The following is a 14,852-nucleotide window of genomic DNA, read 5'->3' as shown; positions in this document are numbered from 1 at the left end:
AAATGCCTTATTACAAAGATTCGAACAACAAGGTCTATTTTTTAGATTCGATTGAATTCGAATACCTTCTTCCGGAGGATTGCAGTCCAATTTCCGACGAAGAAGCCGGGCGACTCCAGGCACCTCCGCCGCCATCGCGGCGCGAAGAAATCATCGCTCAAATCGTTGCGCTCGAAATCGAGGCAACTCCTCGGCGAATGCGTGAGGCAGCGCTTGGTCATGACGGGGGATGGCTGCAGGATCTGGACAATCAGATCGCTGCTTTGCGCGCTACGTTACCGCCAGCTTAAGGCAAGCTTTTGTTGACAGCTACGAAGTTGGTGTAGACAAAGCACTCTTCATTTTCCATGTACTTTGGAATGAGCTGAAGGCCATAAGGGGTGAACCGGTAGATTTCGAAATCATAGCTGGCAAACAGATACCAGAAATCTTGTAAGAAAATTCTGGTATCAATATCGGTTCCCCCAAACTCGAATTGAATGACCTTTGCGTTTGGAAGCGCATCGCCAAATCCAGACAACACGGAATATTCGTGTCCTTCCACGTCAATTTTCACCAGATCAATTTGTCTTCCTTGGAGCTGATTACGCCAATAGTCTTCGAAGCGCAAAGTTTTGATCTCTTCGGAAGCATTGAATGTCAGGCCAAAATGGTCAAGGCGCCTTTTTGTCAAACTGCCCATTCCGGATCCAGCCTCATCAGCGAAGAGGGTCGTTTCTCCAGCTGTGTTTGAAAGGGCGCATGGGACGATTGTGATCGCGGTATCTGAGCCAAAACGAGAATTCAGCTTTGGCACATTGATTTGGGAAGGTTCAAAGGTATGAATTTCCAGGGATGGAGACAGCTTGCGAAGTTCGGCTGTGTAGTTGCCGATATTTCCGCCAACGTCAATAGCTAGCTTGGCTGGGGTTTTAAGGAGACTGTTTAGCAATAAGACCTCTTGCTCCATCGTTATCGCCCCATAGCCTTTGCCCTGAGCTAAAGCCGCTGCTCGTTCGATCCTGCTCATTAATTTGAAGAATTTTGAAGTAGGACTAAATTTCATGATTTGATTTTCTATTAATTATTTCAGGATATCCGTACATCTATGCCGTGAAATATAACATATTGAAATTGCAAGTTTCTTCATAGTAAAAAGTAGCCCGCCCTGCGCGGGCTTTTTCATTTGGGGGCTCAATGCCAGAACCAACAACCAGCGCGGCGACGGGGTACGCCGTGGCTGTGGGCACGGTCACGCTGACCGGATCGTTTCTTGGGCTGCAGTATGACCTGCTGTTGGCCGGTTTTTGCGGAGGGTGCCTGGGGCTTTCGATCACTCGGCAGACATCAATCATGCGGATGATCGTTACGTTGATCACCAGCACGTTGACGGCAGGGTACGTGGGTCCGATGTTCATGGCCTGGGCCGCGCAGTCCAGTGTATTTGGGTGGACCGCAAGCATCCCGGACCAGATGCGATTGTTTAGTGCATTCGCCATCGGTGCCAGCACGCAGACGCTTGGTCCATATGCCATCCAATGGGCTCGGGGAAAATTAGGAGGGGGTAATCCACAACCAGGAGCACCCCAATGACCAATTACCTGCTGATTATCAATTTCGTGGCTGCGGGCATGATCATGGCCCGCGCGCTTTGCATCCTCAACGAGATGACTCCGGGGGCGGAGCATCACTTTGATCGCGTTTTCGCATCAGTGCTCGCCACCGGGGCGCTCGGCGTTATGCTGCGACCGCTCTGCGGCTATCCAGAACCTCATGTGGAGGTGGTGGCCATGAATGCTGGTGTCGCTGGCCTGTATGCCATTCCCTGGCTATATGTCGCCACATGCGACCGATTGAAAGGACGTATCCCATGGACCTCACGATAGACCAGCTGCGCCAGATCATGCCCGCCTCGATGCGGGCATCGTCTTTTCTGGGGCCGCTGAATTCAGCCATGCGCGAGTTCGGCATCGACACCGCGCAGCGCCAGGGCATGTTCCTGGCCAACGTTGGCGCTGAATCCGGGCAGCTTTCCACCCTGGTGGAGAACCTCAATTACAGCGCCGACCGGATCCGCCAGATCGGTAACGCTTCGCCGGCCGGTTCGCGCTGGCGCTCGCTGGTGCCGCGTGCGGCTGAGCTGGCAGGGAATCCCGAGCGTATGGGGAACGCGGTCTACTGCAACCGGATGGGCAACGGCGATGAGGCCAGCGGGGAAGGGTATCTATTCCGAGGGCGCGGCCTGCTGATGACGACAGGCAAAACCAACTACATCGCGCTGATGATGGCTCTCCACCTCGACTGCGTTGCGCACCCGGAGCTCCTGGAAATGCCCGAGGCAGCGGCCCGCGCTGCAGCCTATTACTGGCACATCAATGACCTGAACAAGTATGCCGATGCCGGTGACTTCGACGGTGCCTGTGACGTGATCAACATCGGCAGGAAGACTGCGGCCGTGGGCGACTCGATGGACTACGCCAAGCGCCTGGCCATCTTCAAGAACGCGAAGCAAGTACTGCACTAGAACCAATTCTGAACTGCGGTTGAAACGCAGTTTGTAAAGGCCATCGGATGCCTAGCCTGCGCATCCGGTGGCTTTTTCATTTGCAGGCACGGAGATTGACATGAGAGAACTTATGTTCCAAGACAACAGCCTTCGCATCATTGAGCGGGATGGCCAGCGCTGGGTCGGCGCCGCAGATATCGCACGCGCACTCGGATATGCAGAGCCTGGCAAGGTGACCCGGTTGTACGACCGGCATAAGGCAGAATTTTCGGCATCCATGACCCGACTCTTCGAGATGCCCACTTTGGGCATTTCGGGGAATCTAAAAACGCAGACTCGGTTTTTCACGCTTCGCGGTGCGCATTTAGTTGCAATGTTTGCACGTACGGGGAAAGGTCAAGAATTCCGCCGCTGGGTACTGGACCTGATTGAGTCGCAAAACGATCAGCAGAAATCCCTTGTGCATCTCTACTACGAGGCCAAGGCGGACGAACTGGCGCAGCAGCGCTTTGCCAGTTTATGCGGACGCGGCCTGAACGAGCATAAGCGCGTCATGCCGCCGAAGCGCGATCGGGTTGAGGAAATTCTCAGCCAGTTACAACCCTCCCTCCAACTTACCTAACCCGGCCCAGCGCCGGGCTTTTTTTTGGGCGATCGCCATGGACATCCCGAACGAACACCTGAAGCACGACACGCTCACCGAGCAGGTCTTTTACCCGGATCATCCCCCGCGCACCGAGTCGGCCACGTTCCTCCATACCAAGCACGCTGGCCACGCCGCCAAGTTGCCGTGCGCGATCAGCGGCCATGCCGAGGGCACCGAGTATCACCATTTCTTCGTGGAATGGGCATTCGCGGATGCGGTGGACTGGGTGGTGGTCAAGGCCGTGGCCCTGGGCCAGATCACGCGGCTGCCGGTGCTGGATCCACATACCGACCAGCCGACTGGTGAAACTTTCCCGGCTGAGCAGTCGCTGATCTTCATCATCACCAAGTTGGCCGCTGCCCGCGGCTTCGACTGGGCTGCCTTCGATCCGGATAAGCCGGAGCTCTTCGTGGACAGCATGGCCAACATGCTGGTGCTGCACAGCAAATTCCACCGGCTTGAGGGGCACGCCATCCACGGCATGTCTTTCCCCGAGTGGATCTTCCAGGCCTGGCCGCGCAAGGCCGGTTTCGTTTTCACCCCCGATGAGGAGTAATCATGAATTTCGACAAGAAGTTCTGGGGCGCCGTGGCCATTCTGGCCGTGTGGGGCGCCCTGGTAGTGACCGGTTTTGCGCCGGCGGCTGACTATCTGACCGTGCTGCGTGACGTTCTGGTCGGCCTCGGCCTGTTCCACGCAGTCACCACCACCATCCCGCCGCAGCAGTAATTCCCAACCCTGGCCAGCCCGGCCAACCCAACTCAGGAGCTCCCATGAAACGCTTTGCCATTCTGGCGGCGCTGGCCGCCGCATTCCTGCTGGCCGCCTGCACCTCGACCACCACCCAGCAGGATCCGGCTGTGGTTATGGCCAAACTGGTGATCCAGGTAAAAAAAGCCTGTGCCGTCGTCCAGCCGACCATCCTCTCCCTGCAGGCCCAGCAGTCTGTCCTGACCGCTGACCAGCTGGCCGATCTGAATACCGCCTCGGCCCTGGCCACCAAGGTCTGCACCGCAGCGGCGGCTTCCTCGACCGTGGAAGTCACGTCAGTATCCGATTTTGTGCAGGCTGCCTTCCCCGTCATCATCAAGATCGTGAATGCTGCGCCGCTGGATCCGGCGAACAAGGCGGCGGCATCGGCCGCATTGACCGTGGCCCAGGTGGCAGTCAGCGCCGCGCTGGCGCAGTAGTGCCATGGCCAAGTTCCTGACCAAGTTGGTGCTGGAGAACGCTACAGAAGAGGACGATGGCCAGTGGATCCTGGTCAAGCCGCTGGTCTATCAATCTGATGTGGCAAGCAGGATTTTTGTGGTACCGGGCGGCTTCCAGACCGATCTGGCATCTGTACCGCGCCTGCCGGTGATTTTCTTGCTGACCGGTGATACCTCGAACGAGGCTGCGGCCCTGCACGATTTTCTGTACAGCGTGCCTCATCCAGTTGACCGGCGCACGGCGGATGCAGTACTGCGCGAGGCCAGCGCCATAACCAACGTCCCAACCTGGCGCCGCTGGCTGATGTGGGCTGGCGTGCGTGTATTCGGCTGGTCACACTGGAAATGAAATTCCCCCCGGGCTTCCTATATGGAGGCTCGGGGGCTTTTTTTGTAATTACGCCAAGGCGAAGCATTCTAATTCGAAATGAATTTGTCGCTAAAACCTGACAGTTGACTGACGGTTAATCATTTTGCAATTAATATTGTGCTGTCAGCTAAACGGCTGACGTTCGGGGGATAAATAATATTACTGGGCTATAGAATATGACCGCGCATAGGGAGCGAGGGGCGCAAGTTCGCCAACAAGAAATTCAGTCGGACTGTACAAGTGGGCGTGGTTTCAGGCAGAAATTGAGCGAATACCCTAAGATAGGTGCGGTGCTCTTGATCTTGGGTATCGGTGTTTTCGCTTCGTTATCACATTGGCTTGGCCCAGATGATGATGATGTATTGATCCTTGCAATGGTGGGATGCAATTTAATATCGGGAGTGGGAGCGTTACTTGTTGCGTTTTTCCTTGATTCCGAGGTGCGGCGCAAGCGTTGCGAAAGTGCGGGAAAGCCATGATGTGTGCGTGACTTTCTTTTTCCCGACTGCGTGGGTTTTGCGTGAGTGTCCTACGCATTCCCCTGCATTTCCCTGCAAATGACACGCAACGGGCGTCGCTAAGTCATTGATTTATATAAACAGCAGTTGCATGATTCGGCCTCATAACCCGAAGGTCGTAGGTTCAAATCCTGCCCCCGCAACCAGTTTTAGAGACATGCCGCTAGAAGCGATCAAAAGCTTCTCAGCGGCATTGTTGTATTCAGCCCAGACATTCGCCATCGGTGACGATATCGATTTTCCCATAGAGCTCGGCCACCAGTAGGCGCGCCTGCTGCACGTCAGCGGTCCCCTACCCACGATTTTCCGGGTGATTACGTTTTTACACAGCCTCGGCCAGAAGCGGCCTTTTCATTCAGTCATTCAGAGGGCAGAAACAATGGAAAACCTTGCTCCCAAGGCCTGGTGGAGTTCGAGGCGCTCGTTATTTAATCGAATCTTGTTGTCGGCTGCTCCCGTATCTTTTTTTTCTTTACTCGTTGTATGGTGGGTATTTGAGTCTCGCCTACCGTGTTTGGAAATAACGCTGCCCAGCCTTTTTCTTGGGGGAATTTTTTTCCTCTTCTTTTTGATTTTCGCTAACGTTTTCTATTATCTAGGTCCGCTTACGGAATCGCTTATTTCCCCGGTAAAGGTATTGCGGTTCCGAAGAAGTGCTTTCGCCGCCGGAATCTTGCTATGCGTTGCATTTATATTTTTCCCGGTTATCGGAAATCTTGTGGCTGCTTGGGCATGGTCACCCAGTGAAGCGGCCTGCGCCATGTAGGGGCTCCCGCAATCGGCCAGAAGCCGCCGCTCAACATAGATTCAAACTTGGAGAGGGGGGAATGTCGTGCTCAAAAAATATTGGGATTTGGCAGCGTTCTATATTGCATGGCTGCTTATCTTTTTTGCTCCAGAAATCGTCGCAAAGACAACATTGTCTTATCGCAACCTATTAGGGCTGGCGCTCATATTCTTTGTCGTTTGGCTATTAGGGGTAGGTTCTAGATTCAAAACCGCATTGAAGCAATTTTCTTCGCACTCTGATCCCGATGTCGCCGCCTTGGTAGATGGCCGCATAGATATAGCCGAATATCGAAAGCGTAAAGAAGAGAGAGAAAAGGTGTAGTCAATAAAATCAATAAAATAAGGTCCGCAATCGGCCAGAAGCGAACCTAGTAGACAATCAATACCTCATTCAAATGATTCAATGAAGAATCCATCTTTAGCGTCCAGATCTGCTCTAACGATATTCGCCATCGGCCTTGCAATCTTGATGCTGCTAGACCAAATGGACTTGGAATCCATTTTGATAATGGTGCTCCCTCTGTTCTGTGCGGCAGTAGCGGCGGCGTTTTTTTGGCGCAATCTTTCACGTCCTTGGACCTATTTTTTTTCCACCGGTGTGGCGAGTTACGCTTGCTACTTCATATTGGACTCATATCTAGGAATTTTCTCCATACCTATACCTCGGGATGGAGAGCATTACCGGATAGTTGGAGAGCCTGGCGTCCTTGTCCTTGGCACGTTTAACATCTGGCCGTTCTGCGTATTTTTAATTTTGGTCATTTTTCTGGCCTATCTGATTTTCCGTGCCTTCTCCAGGAGGTCGGTTCAGAGATAATTGCCTTATCAAAAAACGCTAGGTCCGCAATCGGCCAGAAGCTGCCGTGAAAAGCGATCAAGTCTGATGGAAATTTAGGATGGATAATATTGAAGCCTGTCCAAAATGTGGCTCAAGTACCAATGTTCGTAAGAAAACAGTGCTCATTGGTCGAGCGAGTCCGAATGTTTTTTCAGAAGAGCGCGCTGGATATAGGCGCAAAGATCAAATTGCGGTTGATGAATGCAAACCAGAGAAAATCGGCAATGCGCCTCTAGAGCAATTTGTCGATGGCTACTATTGCTTCGGCTGTGACCTCGGTTTCGTCTCTGACAAGATACGGGCCAAGCATGATGACCCTCGTATGGTAGTTCGACGCTTTCAGGAAGACAGCGTCCGGCTAGAAGCGGACCTTTCCAGCTATTTCTCAACTGATTCTGAAGGGTAGATAACGGACAAATCCCGCCCCCTCGTCCATCAACTATTCAGCATAGTTTGCTGGCTGTTTATCCAGGTCTCGAGTCTGTCCATTCCTGCGAGAATCCTCTTCGGCTAAGATGTCCGCAATCGGCCAGAAGAAGACAATATAGCCATCGTTGGCAATGAGGCCATCATGGTCGTGGCCAACCAGGATTGCCAAAAATGAAAAGATATCGCCCTGCCATCACGATACTGATTCTGTCTGCGCTCAACCTTTTTTCATCTGCCTACGCACAGAATTTCCCATTAAAACCAGCCCCCTTTAATGACAGATTTCAAGGATATCCAAATGCCTGCGTTTCTTCTGAGCGCCAGCGGATAGAGGCCGAAATACATGTTCTTGCCACAAATCATGAACCGGCGCTTGCCTCTCGTCTGGCGCTTGAAATGCTATGTGGAGACAATTATCAGTCCTATGAGTACGTAATTTCGCATACTGCGGAAACAATCCATAGTGTAGACACTGGAAGTTATGATGAGCATGGGCACTTTGCAGCAGTTCAGGTAGCGGGAGCGGCTATTGTTCTTGCGAGGAGAGAAGCTTGGGACGTTCATGTCTCACGTCTATACGCAGGAGGAATCGGGATTGAATTCTCTGATGGTGGACCGTGCATTTCTAGCTTTGAGATAGATAGACCGGCGACGCATTGGGTAATTGTCGCTACTGACGTTATGTGCGATTAGGTCCGTATTTACAGGCAGCCATGTCTGCTACCGGCCAGAAGCGGACCTTAGTCGCTAGACGTGCTTTTGGGTAATAAGCCTGTCTTTCAGCTTATTCTGAAGGGTAGATAACGGACAAATCCCGCCCCCACGTCCATCAACTCCTCAGCGTGATTTGCTAGATGCATAGCCCGCTTTCACATCGGGCTACTCCGTTACTTTTTTGAGCCAAGATGTTCGCTATCGGCCAGAAGCATCCTTTAACTGGCCGATATGAGCTGATACATTATCGTCACCCAGCATTACACATATTTGATTTTACGCTATGTCAAAAGTCGAAAAGCTTTGTGCCGCGTCTGAGGCCTTTGCTGATGCTATCAAGGGGATTCCCGACGAACGAGTCAGGCAACTGTATGACACGTTCGCCGGAGTTCGGATGTTTGTCGCGAAGGTTCGCACTTTCGTTCCGAAGCCTACTCCCTCTCAAATCGCGTCAGGTCTCGAGCAGGGGTGGCGAGAGCTGCCCATTGTGATACAAGGGGTGCCTCGTGAGTGGAGAGCGATATTATCGATGGCATGGAGTAATGCTACGCTTAAGCACTACCCGGAGTTTTGCGCCAAGGAAAATCAAGTTCTGCAGAAGGTTCTGAATCGAGGAAAAATCAGGGGGGAGAGAGAGTATTACCGAATCCGGCATGAGATAGACATTCTTGAGGGCGAGCCTGGCGAACGTGCAACTTTGCTGACTCTTTACAGATTGGTCGACGCCTATGAAAGGCCAGGAAATTCGCGTTAGTCGGCTGTGGTGGCAGCAAAGAACTCGTATGGTGGTTCGACGCTTTCAGGAAGACAGCGTCCGGCTAGAAGCGGACCTTTCCAGCTATTTCTCAACTGATTCTGAAGGGTAGATAACGGACAAATCCTGCCCCCGCAACCAAATCTCAGAAAACCGTTATCAGCCTTGGCCGATAGCGGTTTTTTGCTTTTCGGGCGGTGGCCACCTTATGCCTCAGATCAAAGCTGCTTAGTTATAACTCAGTGGCTACGGCATTCAGCTACGCCAGTGTTGCTTCGAGCCCAATCTCCTCAAGCGGCCAACAACGCCAGTTCAAGTTTTTCCTTTTCCGGAGTCTTCGAGTTCTTGAGCAGTGCGTCCACGCGGCATGCACCGTAGGGCTAGCCTTGAGGCTCTTCTCATCTCTATGATCGCAGTCACGCGAATCATGCCTCGTTAAGAAAATTTTATTGAAAAATATACTTAAACAATAAATAATGTGGTCATGGATGATACTGACCGCAAAATAATCGGATTTCTGGCGAAAGACGCACGGCGCTCTCTGGCAGATGTTAGTAGCGCGGTGGGGCTGTCTACATCGGCCGTCAATGAACGTATTCGCCGCCTAACCGCAAGCGGCGCGATCCGCCGCACGACTGTTGATGCAGATCCGCATTTGCTGGATTTGCCGATTCTTGCCTTTGTCTGGATTGCCCTTGCGCCTCAAGCCGATGAGGCTGCGTTCCGCAGTTATGCGGCCGCACATGTTGCTATCGCGGAGTGTCATCACGTAACCGGCCCATGGTCTTATCTCATCAAAATCCATACGCGGTCGCTAGCAGGGATTGAGGACTTTCTGGCGGACATGAAAAAGCATGGCTATCTCGCCCGTTCCGAGACGATTATCGCCTTGTCGTCTGTCGTGGATGGTCCCTTTATTTTGAAGGAAGGAATGGTCTGATGGAGATTCTGCTGCTGGGAAAAGGCCTGCTTCTCGGTCTGGCGGTAGCAGCCCCGCTGGGGCCAATCGGTGCTTTGTGCATTACTCGCACCCTCGAACGTGGTTTTTGGTCCGGCGTGGCTGGAGGGTTGGGAACGGCGGCTGCGGATGCTTTTTATGCGGGTCTGGCGGCGATTGGTTTTTCCGCTTTTGCCGCCGTATTGGCAATGATCGATGTGCCTCTCAAGTTGATTGGCGGCCTGTTCATGCTTTGGCTCGGCTGGAAAAATCTGACGCCCGGACCCAAGCGGGCGGCGGCGCAGCTTGGTACGCGCGATTTGCTCGGGACAGTGGCGGCGACTTTTCTTCTGACGATCAGCAATCCGGCGACCATTCTTTCCTTCGCGGCGATGTTTGCAGGTCTCGGATTGGCAGAGGCTGCCGGCGGGCTCAATGCAACGCTTGTCGTAGCGGGCGTGTTCCTGGGATCGATTCTGTGGTGGTTTTTCCTGAGCGGTGGCGTGGCGATGATGCGGCAGCGGTTACCGGAAAGCTTCACGACATGGGTATCGCGACTCTCCGGTTTGATCTTGATCGGTTTCGCACTTTACGCGTTCGGATCGCTTCTGCACCTGGTGATTTGATAGGTGGCTATTTGATTCTAAAGGGTAGATAACGGGCAAATCGCGCCCTCTCGTCCATCCACTACTCCGCATAATTGGCAGGCTGCTTATCCATGTTTCGAGTTTTTCCATTCCTGCGAGATTCCTCTTCGGGGCCAGATGTCCGTAATCGGCCGAGGCTGTGTAAAAACGCAAATCTCCTGGGAAATCGTCGGTAGCTAGCCCCCTCCCGTTAGTGAGAAAACTGAATACGGCTTGATCTGAGAGGTCGATTTTTCGATTGATTAAAAATCCCCACGTTTTTACACAGACTCGGCCAGAAGCAGCCATCGATATCCGCATTGCTTGTGTGGAGGATGTCAACACGAAAGATATCGCGGGATCTTCTTCATGCCTTAGCGCGGGACATAAGGATTGACTGGGAAAGAGTCGAATGCAGCCGAAGAAGGGAGTCTGCCATGCGCGTAGCGCAATGCCAGAAAACCAAGGACTAGCACAATCGGAATCCACAGAATCGCGTGACGGACATTGCGCTTCTGAAATGCGACTGCCGCCAGGCCTATCGGCAAAATGGTCATCTGATAGCGTGGTTGGACATAGGCCGAGGCCGACATCAGCAGGAACAAGCCCAGCCATATCATCGACAGAACTTTGGCCAGCGCCAACGCGTCGGGTTGGGGCGGGGCGGCCGCATCGGCCTTCGTCGTCGAGACCAGCGTCAAGATGGCGCTGAGACACGCTACCAGATTGAGACAGCCGAAAATGGCATAGCTCACCCCGACCCAATAGATGGAGCCGTTCTGCTGAGTGAGCACCGGGAATAACGCAAGACTTGCCGCGTTCAAGACCAGCCGCCGCCCCCATTGCACCAGGACCATGAACATGGAGAACCAGGTGATTGTGCCGTTAGCCACTTGGGCCGTGGCGTCATGGGCAACAAGCTTGGCAACGTTCAGGTTGCGTCTTACAAAAGGTAGCCACTCGGCCAGCGTGTGCGCGAATACTCCCACTCCTGCAGAGATCACGACGCACATGAGCATGACCTTCCAGTACCTCGGAAGCGTCCATCGTTGGATGCCGGAGACGTAGTAGACGGCGACGAAGATCATCAGCAGCACGCCATAGCCATCCCGGAAAAAGATGGCCAGGCTCGCTGTGGCCATGCTTTTCCAGAGCCAGCCCGGGGCTTGGTTCATGAGGATGTAGGCCAGCAGCAAGGTCAACAGCAGGAGGGGAATTTCCTTGTTGGGGCCCGCCATATTCATCAAGAAGAAAGGATTGCCGAGCAATCCAAGCATCGCTATGGTGCGACTTCCTCCTTCAGCAAGCCGGTCAACCACCAATCGCTTGTAGATGAGCGCTGTCCCCAGAAAAAGAAGGGCATTGATCGTCGTGTAAAACGAGGGACTGATCTGATAGCCAGGGGCGTAAAGCAGCAACAATCCAGCGAGATCGTAGCGTTTGATGTACAGAAAGTTGCTCAGGTCATGGACTTCGCTCAGTGAGTGTGCGAGGGCGGAGACATCGGTCACCGTAATGCCCAGATGAAGCACCTCCTTGAAATGGACTTGTGTGAACAGCCCCAGGGCCATCCCAAGAATGAGATACAAGCCGGTGCAGGACCAGAAAACTTGATCTGCTGTTCGTTTGGGAAAAGGCATTCGTTCCTGCGCAACTAGTTGGCGGCTCTGGCCGCTGTCATTCGGGGCTTGCGCACGAATACCCAGAACAATCCTGCGATGAGCTGCACGCTCGATGCAAGAAGCCAGCCTGCGCCTCCGGCCACAATGCCCATGTGTGGAACAGCCAACAAGATGAATACTGAGACGATGAGGACATTGCATCCATTGACGCACATCACGTAGCGCCCATCTCCATAGACGAGGATCTGCTGGTAACAAATCTGATAGGCCGAATTCACTGCGATGGAAATGAGGATGAGTTGCAGCGGCAGGCTGCCCATCCTGACAATCATCGGATTGCGGATCCAGAGATCAAGCAGCCAGCCTGCGGCTGATGCCACCAGCAGACAGGGCAGCATGCTGGTTACCATGATCGCCAGAGCGAGTGTCCGCAGAGATTTCGTTTCACCGGTCGGCAGCTCCGTGGCGATACGAGGATAGAGCGCGTTGATGACCGGCGACTGGAACTGAAAAAATGCCAGTCCGAGACCCGCAACTGCGGCATATCGACCATAGTTGTCGATCGACACCATGCCTGGTAACAGCAATCTGTCCAGCTGGGAGACCAGAATTCCCAAAAGCACGCCCAGGGAAAGTGCCGCAGTCGAACGCGCTAACGCAAATAGGTCAGAGAACGGGAGCTTGAAAGTTCGCTTGGGTAGCGCGGTCATGATCAGTTTGCGATTGCATGACCATTCGAGTACTGAGCCGACAGAAAATGCCAGCAGGTAAGAATCGGCACTGGGCGACCAGAGGAGCACCATCAGCACGGCGCCGCCATGTTTCAGGCTGGCAAAAACGACCTGGCTGATATTGGACCGATGCTGCTCTTGCATTCCGTTCCAGTAACCCAGATGAACTGTGTTCCAGAATTGAAAGAAGAATAAAACGAACGCCAGTCGCAGAGCCAATTCCAGATCTGCCGGCGCGATACCGTCGAGCTTGAGCCAAGTGCTTGCAAGCCATGGGACGGCAATCTGGCCGATGGCAAATACCAAGCCGGCCAGGCACATATAGATTCGAGAAAATTTCGCGAAGGTGTGGGCGCATGACTCTGCCGAGGCACTGGCACGCGCGATGTCGCGGGGCAGGATCTGCGCCAGCCCGGCATCGACCAGAGTGAGGAAGCCCTGAAGGGCCATGCAGAATGCAACCACCCCCCACTGCCCGGAGGGGAGGTGATGGACGTAGACAGGTATCAGAAGAATACTCAGACCCGCCCGCCATATGATGCCGCCGTAATTGAAGGCCGCATTTCTCAGTACGACGTTCGGCGCTCGTGTAATCCGTCGGGTATTAATTTTTATCCCTGTTCATAGGAGGCAGCAAAGTCAAAAAGTCTAATTCATATCGTCGTGGTTAGCGAGAACAGTGTCACTCTTTATGGAAAACTTGGCCACTTTTTTAGGGCAAGCTAGCCAAGCTCATCTCCCGCCATGCGCTTCGCTAAGGTTGTCATACCTTTTTGCAGCGAATTCTTTGGTGAAACAAGAGATTAGGCAACTGGATGACTTTGCCAAAAAGAAGATTCAATATGATCATCATCATTTGGCAAGGTTCCTGCTTCAAGCGACTTCCGGTTCCAATTCTCTTTTCTGCATTCATTAAAGTGGAAATGTGTATCCTCTTTGAAAATGCCTTCCATGCAGGAAGCACATCAAGTGCTGCATCCCACTGCAGAGCTTCTCAGGCGTGATCGCTGCGCTGGCGGTCGTGTTAACATTCCCGCACCTTCATTCATGACGAAAGAGAGTCGCCCATGTCAGAACAGGATCCCTGGATCACCCGCGCTGAAGAGTTGAAGACGCAAATGGAATCGCTACTGGTCGCCCAGTTGGAAGAATATGAAAAAATGACCGCCAAGCTGGAACAGTGGAAACAGAATCCTGACGGTTCCTGGCTCACGGAAGCCGACTACCACCCCTGGCAGGAAGCCCTCAAGAGGCTGGAAGCAGCGCAGCGTGAGTTCGATGGCCACATCAGCACGCGCGTGAAGAAATAAGCGTCAACTTTCCCCCAGCATGCGTGCGGGCACAAGAAAAAACGCCGCGACCTGCGAGGATCGCGGCGTTCTTGTCGGGCCGCTAGCCATCCCCGTCAGCCTTCACCGCAGGCGAATCGCGTCGGCGCCGTCGCTTGCTCCAGCGCCGCGCACGGTCGACTACCACATCCATGTATTGCTGGGCCGTCTCGGGTTTGAGCACATATTCTACGGCACCGGCTTCCAGCAGCGCCGGCATCTCCGGCGGGTAATCACTGTCAGGAAACACCACGATCGGTACCGCGCGCGTGTTGCGGCCCGCCCTCATGGCCTCGATGAAGTCCAGGCCATTGTTCTCCATCATGCCCGGATCGAGGAAAATCATGCCCGGTAACTGCACCTGCCCTTCCTGGCGGCGTGGCAACAGTCGCTCGATGGCAGCGTCTGCTTCGTCATACCACTGCAATACACAGTGAAAATTCTGGCGCCAGAGCGCAAAACGCGCCAGCTCCACTGCTTCGCCGTTCGACTCAATCATCAATATGATCGGCGGCTTCATGGTCTTGTCCTTCTCTTGTAGTGACCCTGATCACCATTCCTGTGCTGCGGGAATCCATGCTGGCCTCTGCGGGCGCCTCTCCCGGCACAAAACTTCAGCAGCAGTCTGACAAAAATGCGCAAAAGCGCCTAGCAGGATTTTCCTGATACGGCCCGGCTTCGCGGTCGAGCAGGCCGTCCGGCCTGTTCGATGGGCCATGACAGGGCAAGCTCGCCAGCGCGCATCCCCGCCCCCAGCCGTGAAAATCCTTCATCTCTCCAACCACGCCATGTATTGCGGTGTAAGCTAAGTCCTTCACGTGCAGGGTAGCGATCCCCCGGATCAATGCCGATCC

Annotated in this window: 19 protein-coding genes; 14 read left to right on the top strand and 5 right to left on the bottom strand. The window is 53.7% G+C overall.

Annotated elements, in window-relative coordinates; genetic code table 11:
* Nucleotides 1-2: 2 nt before the first annotated feature.
* The gene (locus ACODSZ_RS19365) at nucleotides 3-290 is read left to right on the top strand and encodes a hypothetical protein (protein ID WP_488928308.1); all 288 of its coding nucleotides are present in this window, start codon (nucleotides 3-5) and stop codon (nucleotides 288-290) included.
* Here ACODSZ_RS19365 and ACODSZ_RS19360 read toward each other — a convergent pair.
* Together ACODSZ_RS19360 and ACODSZ_RS19355 are read right to left on the bottom strand one after the other, a co-directional pair.
* The gene (locus ACODSZ_RS19360) at nucleotides 287-1,045 is read right to left on the bottom strand and encodes an FkbM family methyltransferase (protein WP_488928307.1); all 759 of its coding nucleotides are present in this window, start codon (nucleotides 1,043-1,045) and stop codon (nucleotides 287-289) included. The genes ACODSZ_RS19365 and ACODSZ_RS19360 overlap by 4 nt on opposite strands.
* A gap of 40 nt (nucleotides 1,046-1,085) precedes the next feature.
* On the bottom strand, nucleotides 1,086-1,397 hold the full coding sequence (locus tag ACODSZ_RS19355; protein WP_488928306.1) for a hypothetical protein: 312 nt from the start codon (nucleotides 1,395-1,397) through the stop codon (nucleotides 1,086-1,088).
* 171 nt (nucleotides 1,398-1,568) lie between these two features.
* Between ACODSZ_RS19355 and ACODSZ_RS19350 the strand changes: the two genes are divergently transcribed.
* The 12 genes from ACODSZ_RS19350 to ACODSZ_RS19295 all read left to right on the top strand — a co-directional run bounded on the left by ACODSZ_RS19350 (nucleotide 1,569) and on the right by ACODSZ_RS19295 (nucleotide 10,317).
* Nucleotides 1,569-1,865, top strand: a complete 297-nt coding sequence (locus ACODSZ_RS19350) for a hypothetical protein (protein WP_488928305.1) — start codon at nucleotides 1,569-1,571, stop codon at nucleotides 1,863-1,865.
* The gene (locus ACODSZ_RS19345; RefSeq protein ID WP_488928304.1) at nucleotides 1,850-2,503 is read left to right on the top strand and encodes a glycoside hydrolase family 19 protein; all 654 of its coding nucleotides are present in this window, start codon (nucleotides 1,850-1,852) and stop codon (nucleotides 2,501-2,503) included. Before ACODSZ_RS19350 ends, ACODSZ_RS19345 begins: the two co-directional genes overlap by 16 nt.
* A gap of 100 nt (nucleotides 2,504-2,603) precedes the next feature.
* Nucleotides 2,604-3,107 carry a BRO family protein gene (locus tag ACODSZ_RS19340; protein WP_488928303.1) on the top strand — a complete coding sequence of 168 codons (504 nt, stop codon included), beginning with the start codon at nucleotides 2,604-2,606 and terminating at the stop codon, nucleotides 3,105-3,107.
* Nucleotides 3,108-3,144: 37 nt separating this feature from the next.
* Nucleotides 3,145-3,687, top strand: a complete 543-nt coding sequence (locus ACODSZ_RS19335) for a hypothetical protein (RefSeq protein ID WP_488928302.1) — start codon at nucleotides 3,145-3,147, stop codon at nucleotides 3,685-3,687.
* Between the two features lie 2 nt (nucleotides 3,688-3,689).
* Entirely contained in the window at nucleotides 3,690-3,860 is a 171-nt protein-coding gene (locus tag ACODSZ_RS19330) for a hypothetical protein (protein ID WP_488928301.1), read from the top strand.
* Between the two features lie 44 nt (nucleotides 3,861-3,904).
* Entirely contained in the window at nucleotides 3,905-4,321 is a 417-nt protein-coding gene (locus tag ACODSZ_RS19325; RefSeq protein WP_488928300.1) for a hypothetical protein, read from the top strand.
* A 4-nt stretch (nucleotides 4,322-4,325) separates the two neighbouring features.
* Entirely contained in the window at nucleotides 4,326-4,691 is a 366-nt protein-coding gene (locus ACODSZ_RS19320; RefSeq protein ID WP_488928299.1) for a DUF1353 domain-containing protein, read from the top strand.
* 1,371 nt (nucleotides 4,692-6,062) lie between these two features.
* Complete coding sequence (locus ACODSZ_RS19315) at nucleotides 6,063-6,341, top strand: hypothetical protein (RefSeq protein ID WP_488928298.1); 279 nt, start codon at nucleotides 6,063-6,065, stop codon at nucleotides 6,339-6,341.
* Between the two features lie 574 nt (nucleotides 6,342-6,915).
* Nucleotides 6,916-7,263, top strand: coding sequence for a hypothetical protein (locus tag ACODSZ_RS19310; protein WP_488928297.1), 348 nt, complete (start codon nucleotides 6,916-6,918; stop codon nucleotides 7,261-7,263).
* Between the two features lie 194 nt (nucleotides 7,264-7,457).
* The gene (locus ACODSZ_RS19305; RefSeq protein WP_488928296.1) at nucleotides 7,458-7,979 is read left to right on the top strand and encodes a hypothetical protein; all 522 of its coding nucleotides are present in this window, start codon (nucleotides 7,458-7,460) and stop codon (nucleotides 7,977-7,979) included.
* A gap of 1,259 nt (nucleotides 7,980-9,238) precedes the next feature.
* On the top strand, nucleotides 9,239-9,694 hold the full coding sequence (locus tag ACODSZ_RS19300) for an Lrp/AsnC family transcriptional regulator (protein ID WP_488928295.1): 456 nt from the start codon (nucleotides 9,239-9,241) through the stop codon (nucleotides 9,692-9,694).
* Nucleotides 9,694-10,317 (top strand): LysE family translocator, encoded by a 624-nt coding sequence (locus ACODSZ_RS19295; protein WP_008330613.1) that lies wholly within the window; start codon nucleotides 9,694-9,696, stop codon nucleotides 10,315-10,317. Before ACODSZ_RS19300 ends, ACODSZ_RS19295 begins: the two co-directional genes overlap by 1 nt.
* A gap of 374 nt (nucleotides 10,318-10,691) precedes the next feature.
* On the opposite strand, the gene ACODSZ_RS19290 is transcribed toward ACODSZ_RS19295, so the two are convergent.
* Together ACODSZ_RS19290 and ACODSZ_RS19285 are read right to left on the bottom strand one after the other, a co-directional pair.
* Entirely contained in the window at nucleotides 10,692-11,957 is a 1,266-nt protein-coding gene (locus ACODSZ_RS19290; RefSeq protein WP_488928294.1) for a hypothetical protein, read from the bottom strand.
* Between the two features lie 14 nt (nucleotides 11,958-11,971).
* A complete protein-coding gene (locus tag ACODSZ_RS19285) occupies nucleotides 11,972-13,240 on the bottom strand; it encodes a lipopolysaccharide biosynthesis protein (RefSeq protein WP_488928367.1) in 1,269 nt (422 codons plus the stop codon).
* A 497-nt stretch (nucleotides 13,241-13,737) separates the two neighbouring features.
* Between ACODSZ_RS19285 and ACODSZ_RS19280 the strand changes: the two genes are divergently transcribed.
* On the top strand, nucleotides 13,738-13,980 hold the full coding sequence (locus ACODSZ_RS19280) for a hypothetical protein (protein ID WP_008330598.1): 243 nt from the start codon (nucleotides 13,738-13,740) through the stop codon (nucleotides 13,978-13,980).
* Between the two features lie 82 nt (nucleotides 13,981-14,062).
* Here ACODSZ_RS19280 and ACODSZ_RS19275 read toward each other — a convergent pair whose 3' ends face one another.
* The gene (locus ACODSZ_RS19275; RefSeq protein WP_175343604.1) at nucleotides 14,063-14,518 is read right to left on the bottom strand and encodes a response regulator; all 456 of its coding nucleotides are present in this window, start codon (nucleotides 14,516-14,518) and stop codon (nucleotides 14,063-14,065) included.
* Between the last annotated feature and the right edge of the window lie 334 nt (nucleotides 14,519-14,852).

It is taken from the genome of Herbaspirillum sp. FG34 (assembly GCF_057809315.1).
This window is presented reverse-complemented; position numbering and strand designations above follow the sequence as displayed.

Coding starts and splice junctions, on each gene's coding strand:
- ACODSZ_RS19305 (WP_488928296.1), top strand. CDS start 7,458: ATGAAAAGATATCGCCCTGCCATCACGATACTGATTCTGTCTGCGCTC.
- ACODSZ_RS19355 (WP_488928306.1), bottom strand. CDS start 1,397: ATGAACATCGGACCCACGTACCCTGCCGTCAACGTGCTGGTGATCAAC.
- ACODSZ_RS19300 (WP_488928295.1), top strand. CDS start 9,239: ATGGATGATACTGACCGCAAAATAATCGGATTTCTGGCGAAAGACGCA.
- ACODSZ_RS19360 (WP_488928307.1), bottom strand. CDS start 1,045: ATGAAATTTAGTCCTACTTCAAAATTCTTCAAATTAATGAGCAGGATC.
- ACODSZ_RS19290 (WP_488928294.1), bottom strand. CDS start 11,957: ATGCCTTTTCCCAAACGAACAGCAGATCAAGTTTTCTGGTCCTGCACC.
- ACODSZ_RS19330 (WP_488928301.1), top strand. CDS start 3,690: ATGAATTTCGACAAGAAGTTCTGGGGCGCCGTGGCCATTCTGGCCGTG.
- ACODSZ_RS19350 (WP_488928305.1), top strand. CDS start 1,569: ATGACCAATTACCTGCTGATTATCAATTTCGTGGCTGCGGGCATGATC.
- ACODSZ_RS19295 (WP_008330613.1), top strand. CDS start 9,694: ATGGAGATTCTGCTGCTGGGAAAAGGCCTGCTTCTCGGTCTGGCGGTA.
- ACODSZ_RS19325 (WP_488928300.1), top strand. CDS start 3,905: ATGAAACGCTTTGCCATTCTGGCGGCGCTGGCCGCCGCATTCCTGCTG.
- ACODSZ_RS19280 (WP_008330598.1), top strand. CDS start 13,738: ATGTCAGAACAGGATCCCTGGATCACCCGCGCTGAAGAGTTGAAGACG.
- ACODSZ_RS19345 (WP_488928304.1), top strand. CDS start 1,850: ATGGACCTCACGATAGACCAGCTGCGCCAGATCATGCCCGCCTCGATG.
- ACODSZ_RS19320 (WP_488928299.1), top strand. CDS start 4,326: ATGGCCAAGTTCCTGACCAAGTTGGTGCTGGAGAACGCTACAGAAGAG.
- ACODSZ_RS19275 (WP_175343604.1), bottom strand. CDS start 14,518: ATGAAGCCGCCGATCATATTGATGATTGAGTCGAACGGCGAAGCAGTG.
- ACODSZ_RS19310 (WP_488928297.1), top strand. CDS start 6,916: ATGGATAATATTGAAGCCTGTCCAAAATGTGGCTCAAGTACCAATGTT.
- ACODSZ_RS19335 (WP_488928302.1), top strand. CDS start 3,145: ATGGACATCCCGAACGAACACCTGAAGCACGACACGCTCACCGAGCAG.
- ACODSZ_RS19365 (WP_488928308.1), top strand. CDS start 3: ATGCCTTATTACAAAGATTCGAACAACAAGGTCTATTTTTTAGATTCG.
- ACODSZ_RS19340 (WP_488928303.1), top strand. CDS start 2,604: ATGAGAGAACTTATGTTCCAAGACAACAGCCTTCGCATCATTGAGCGG.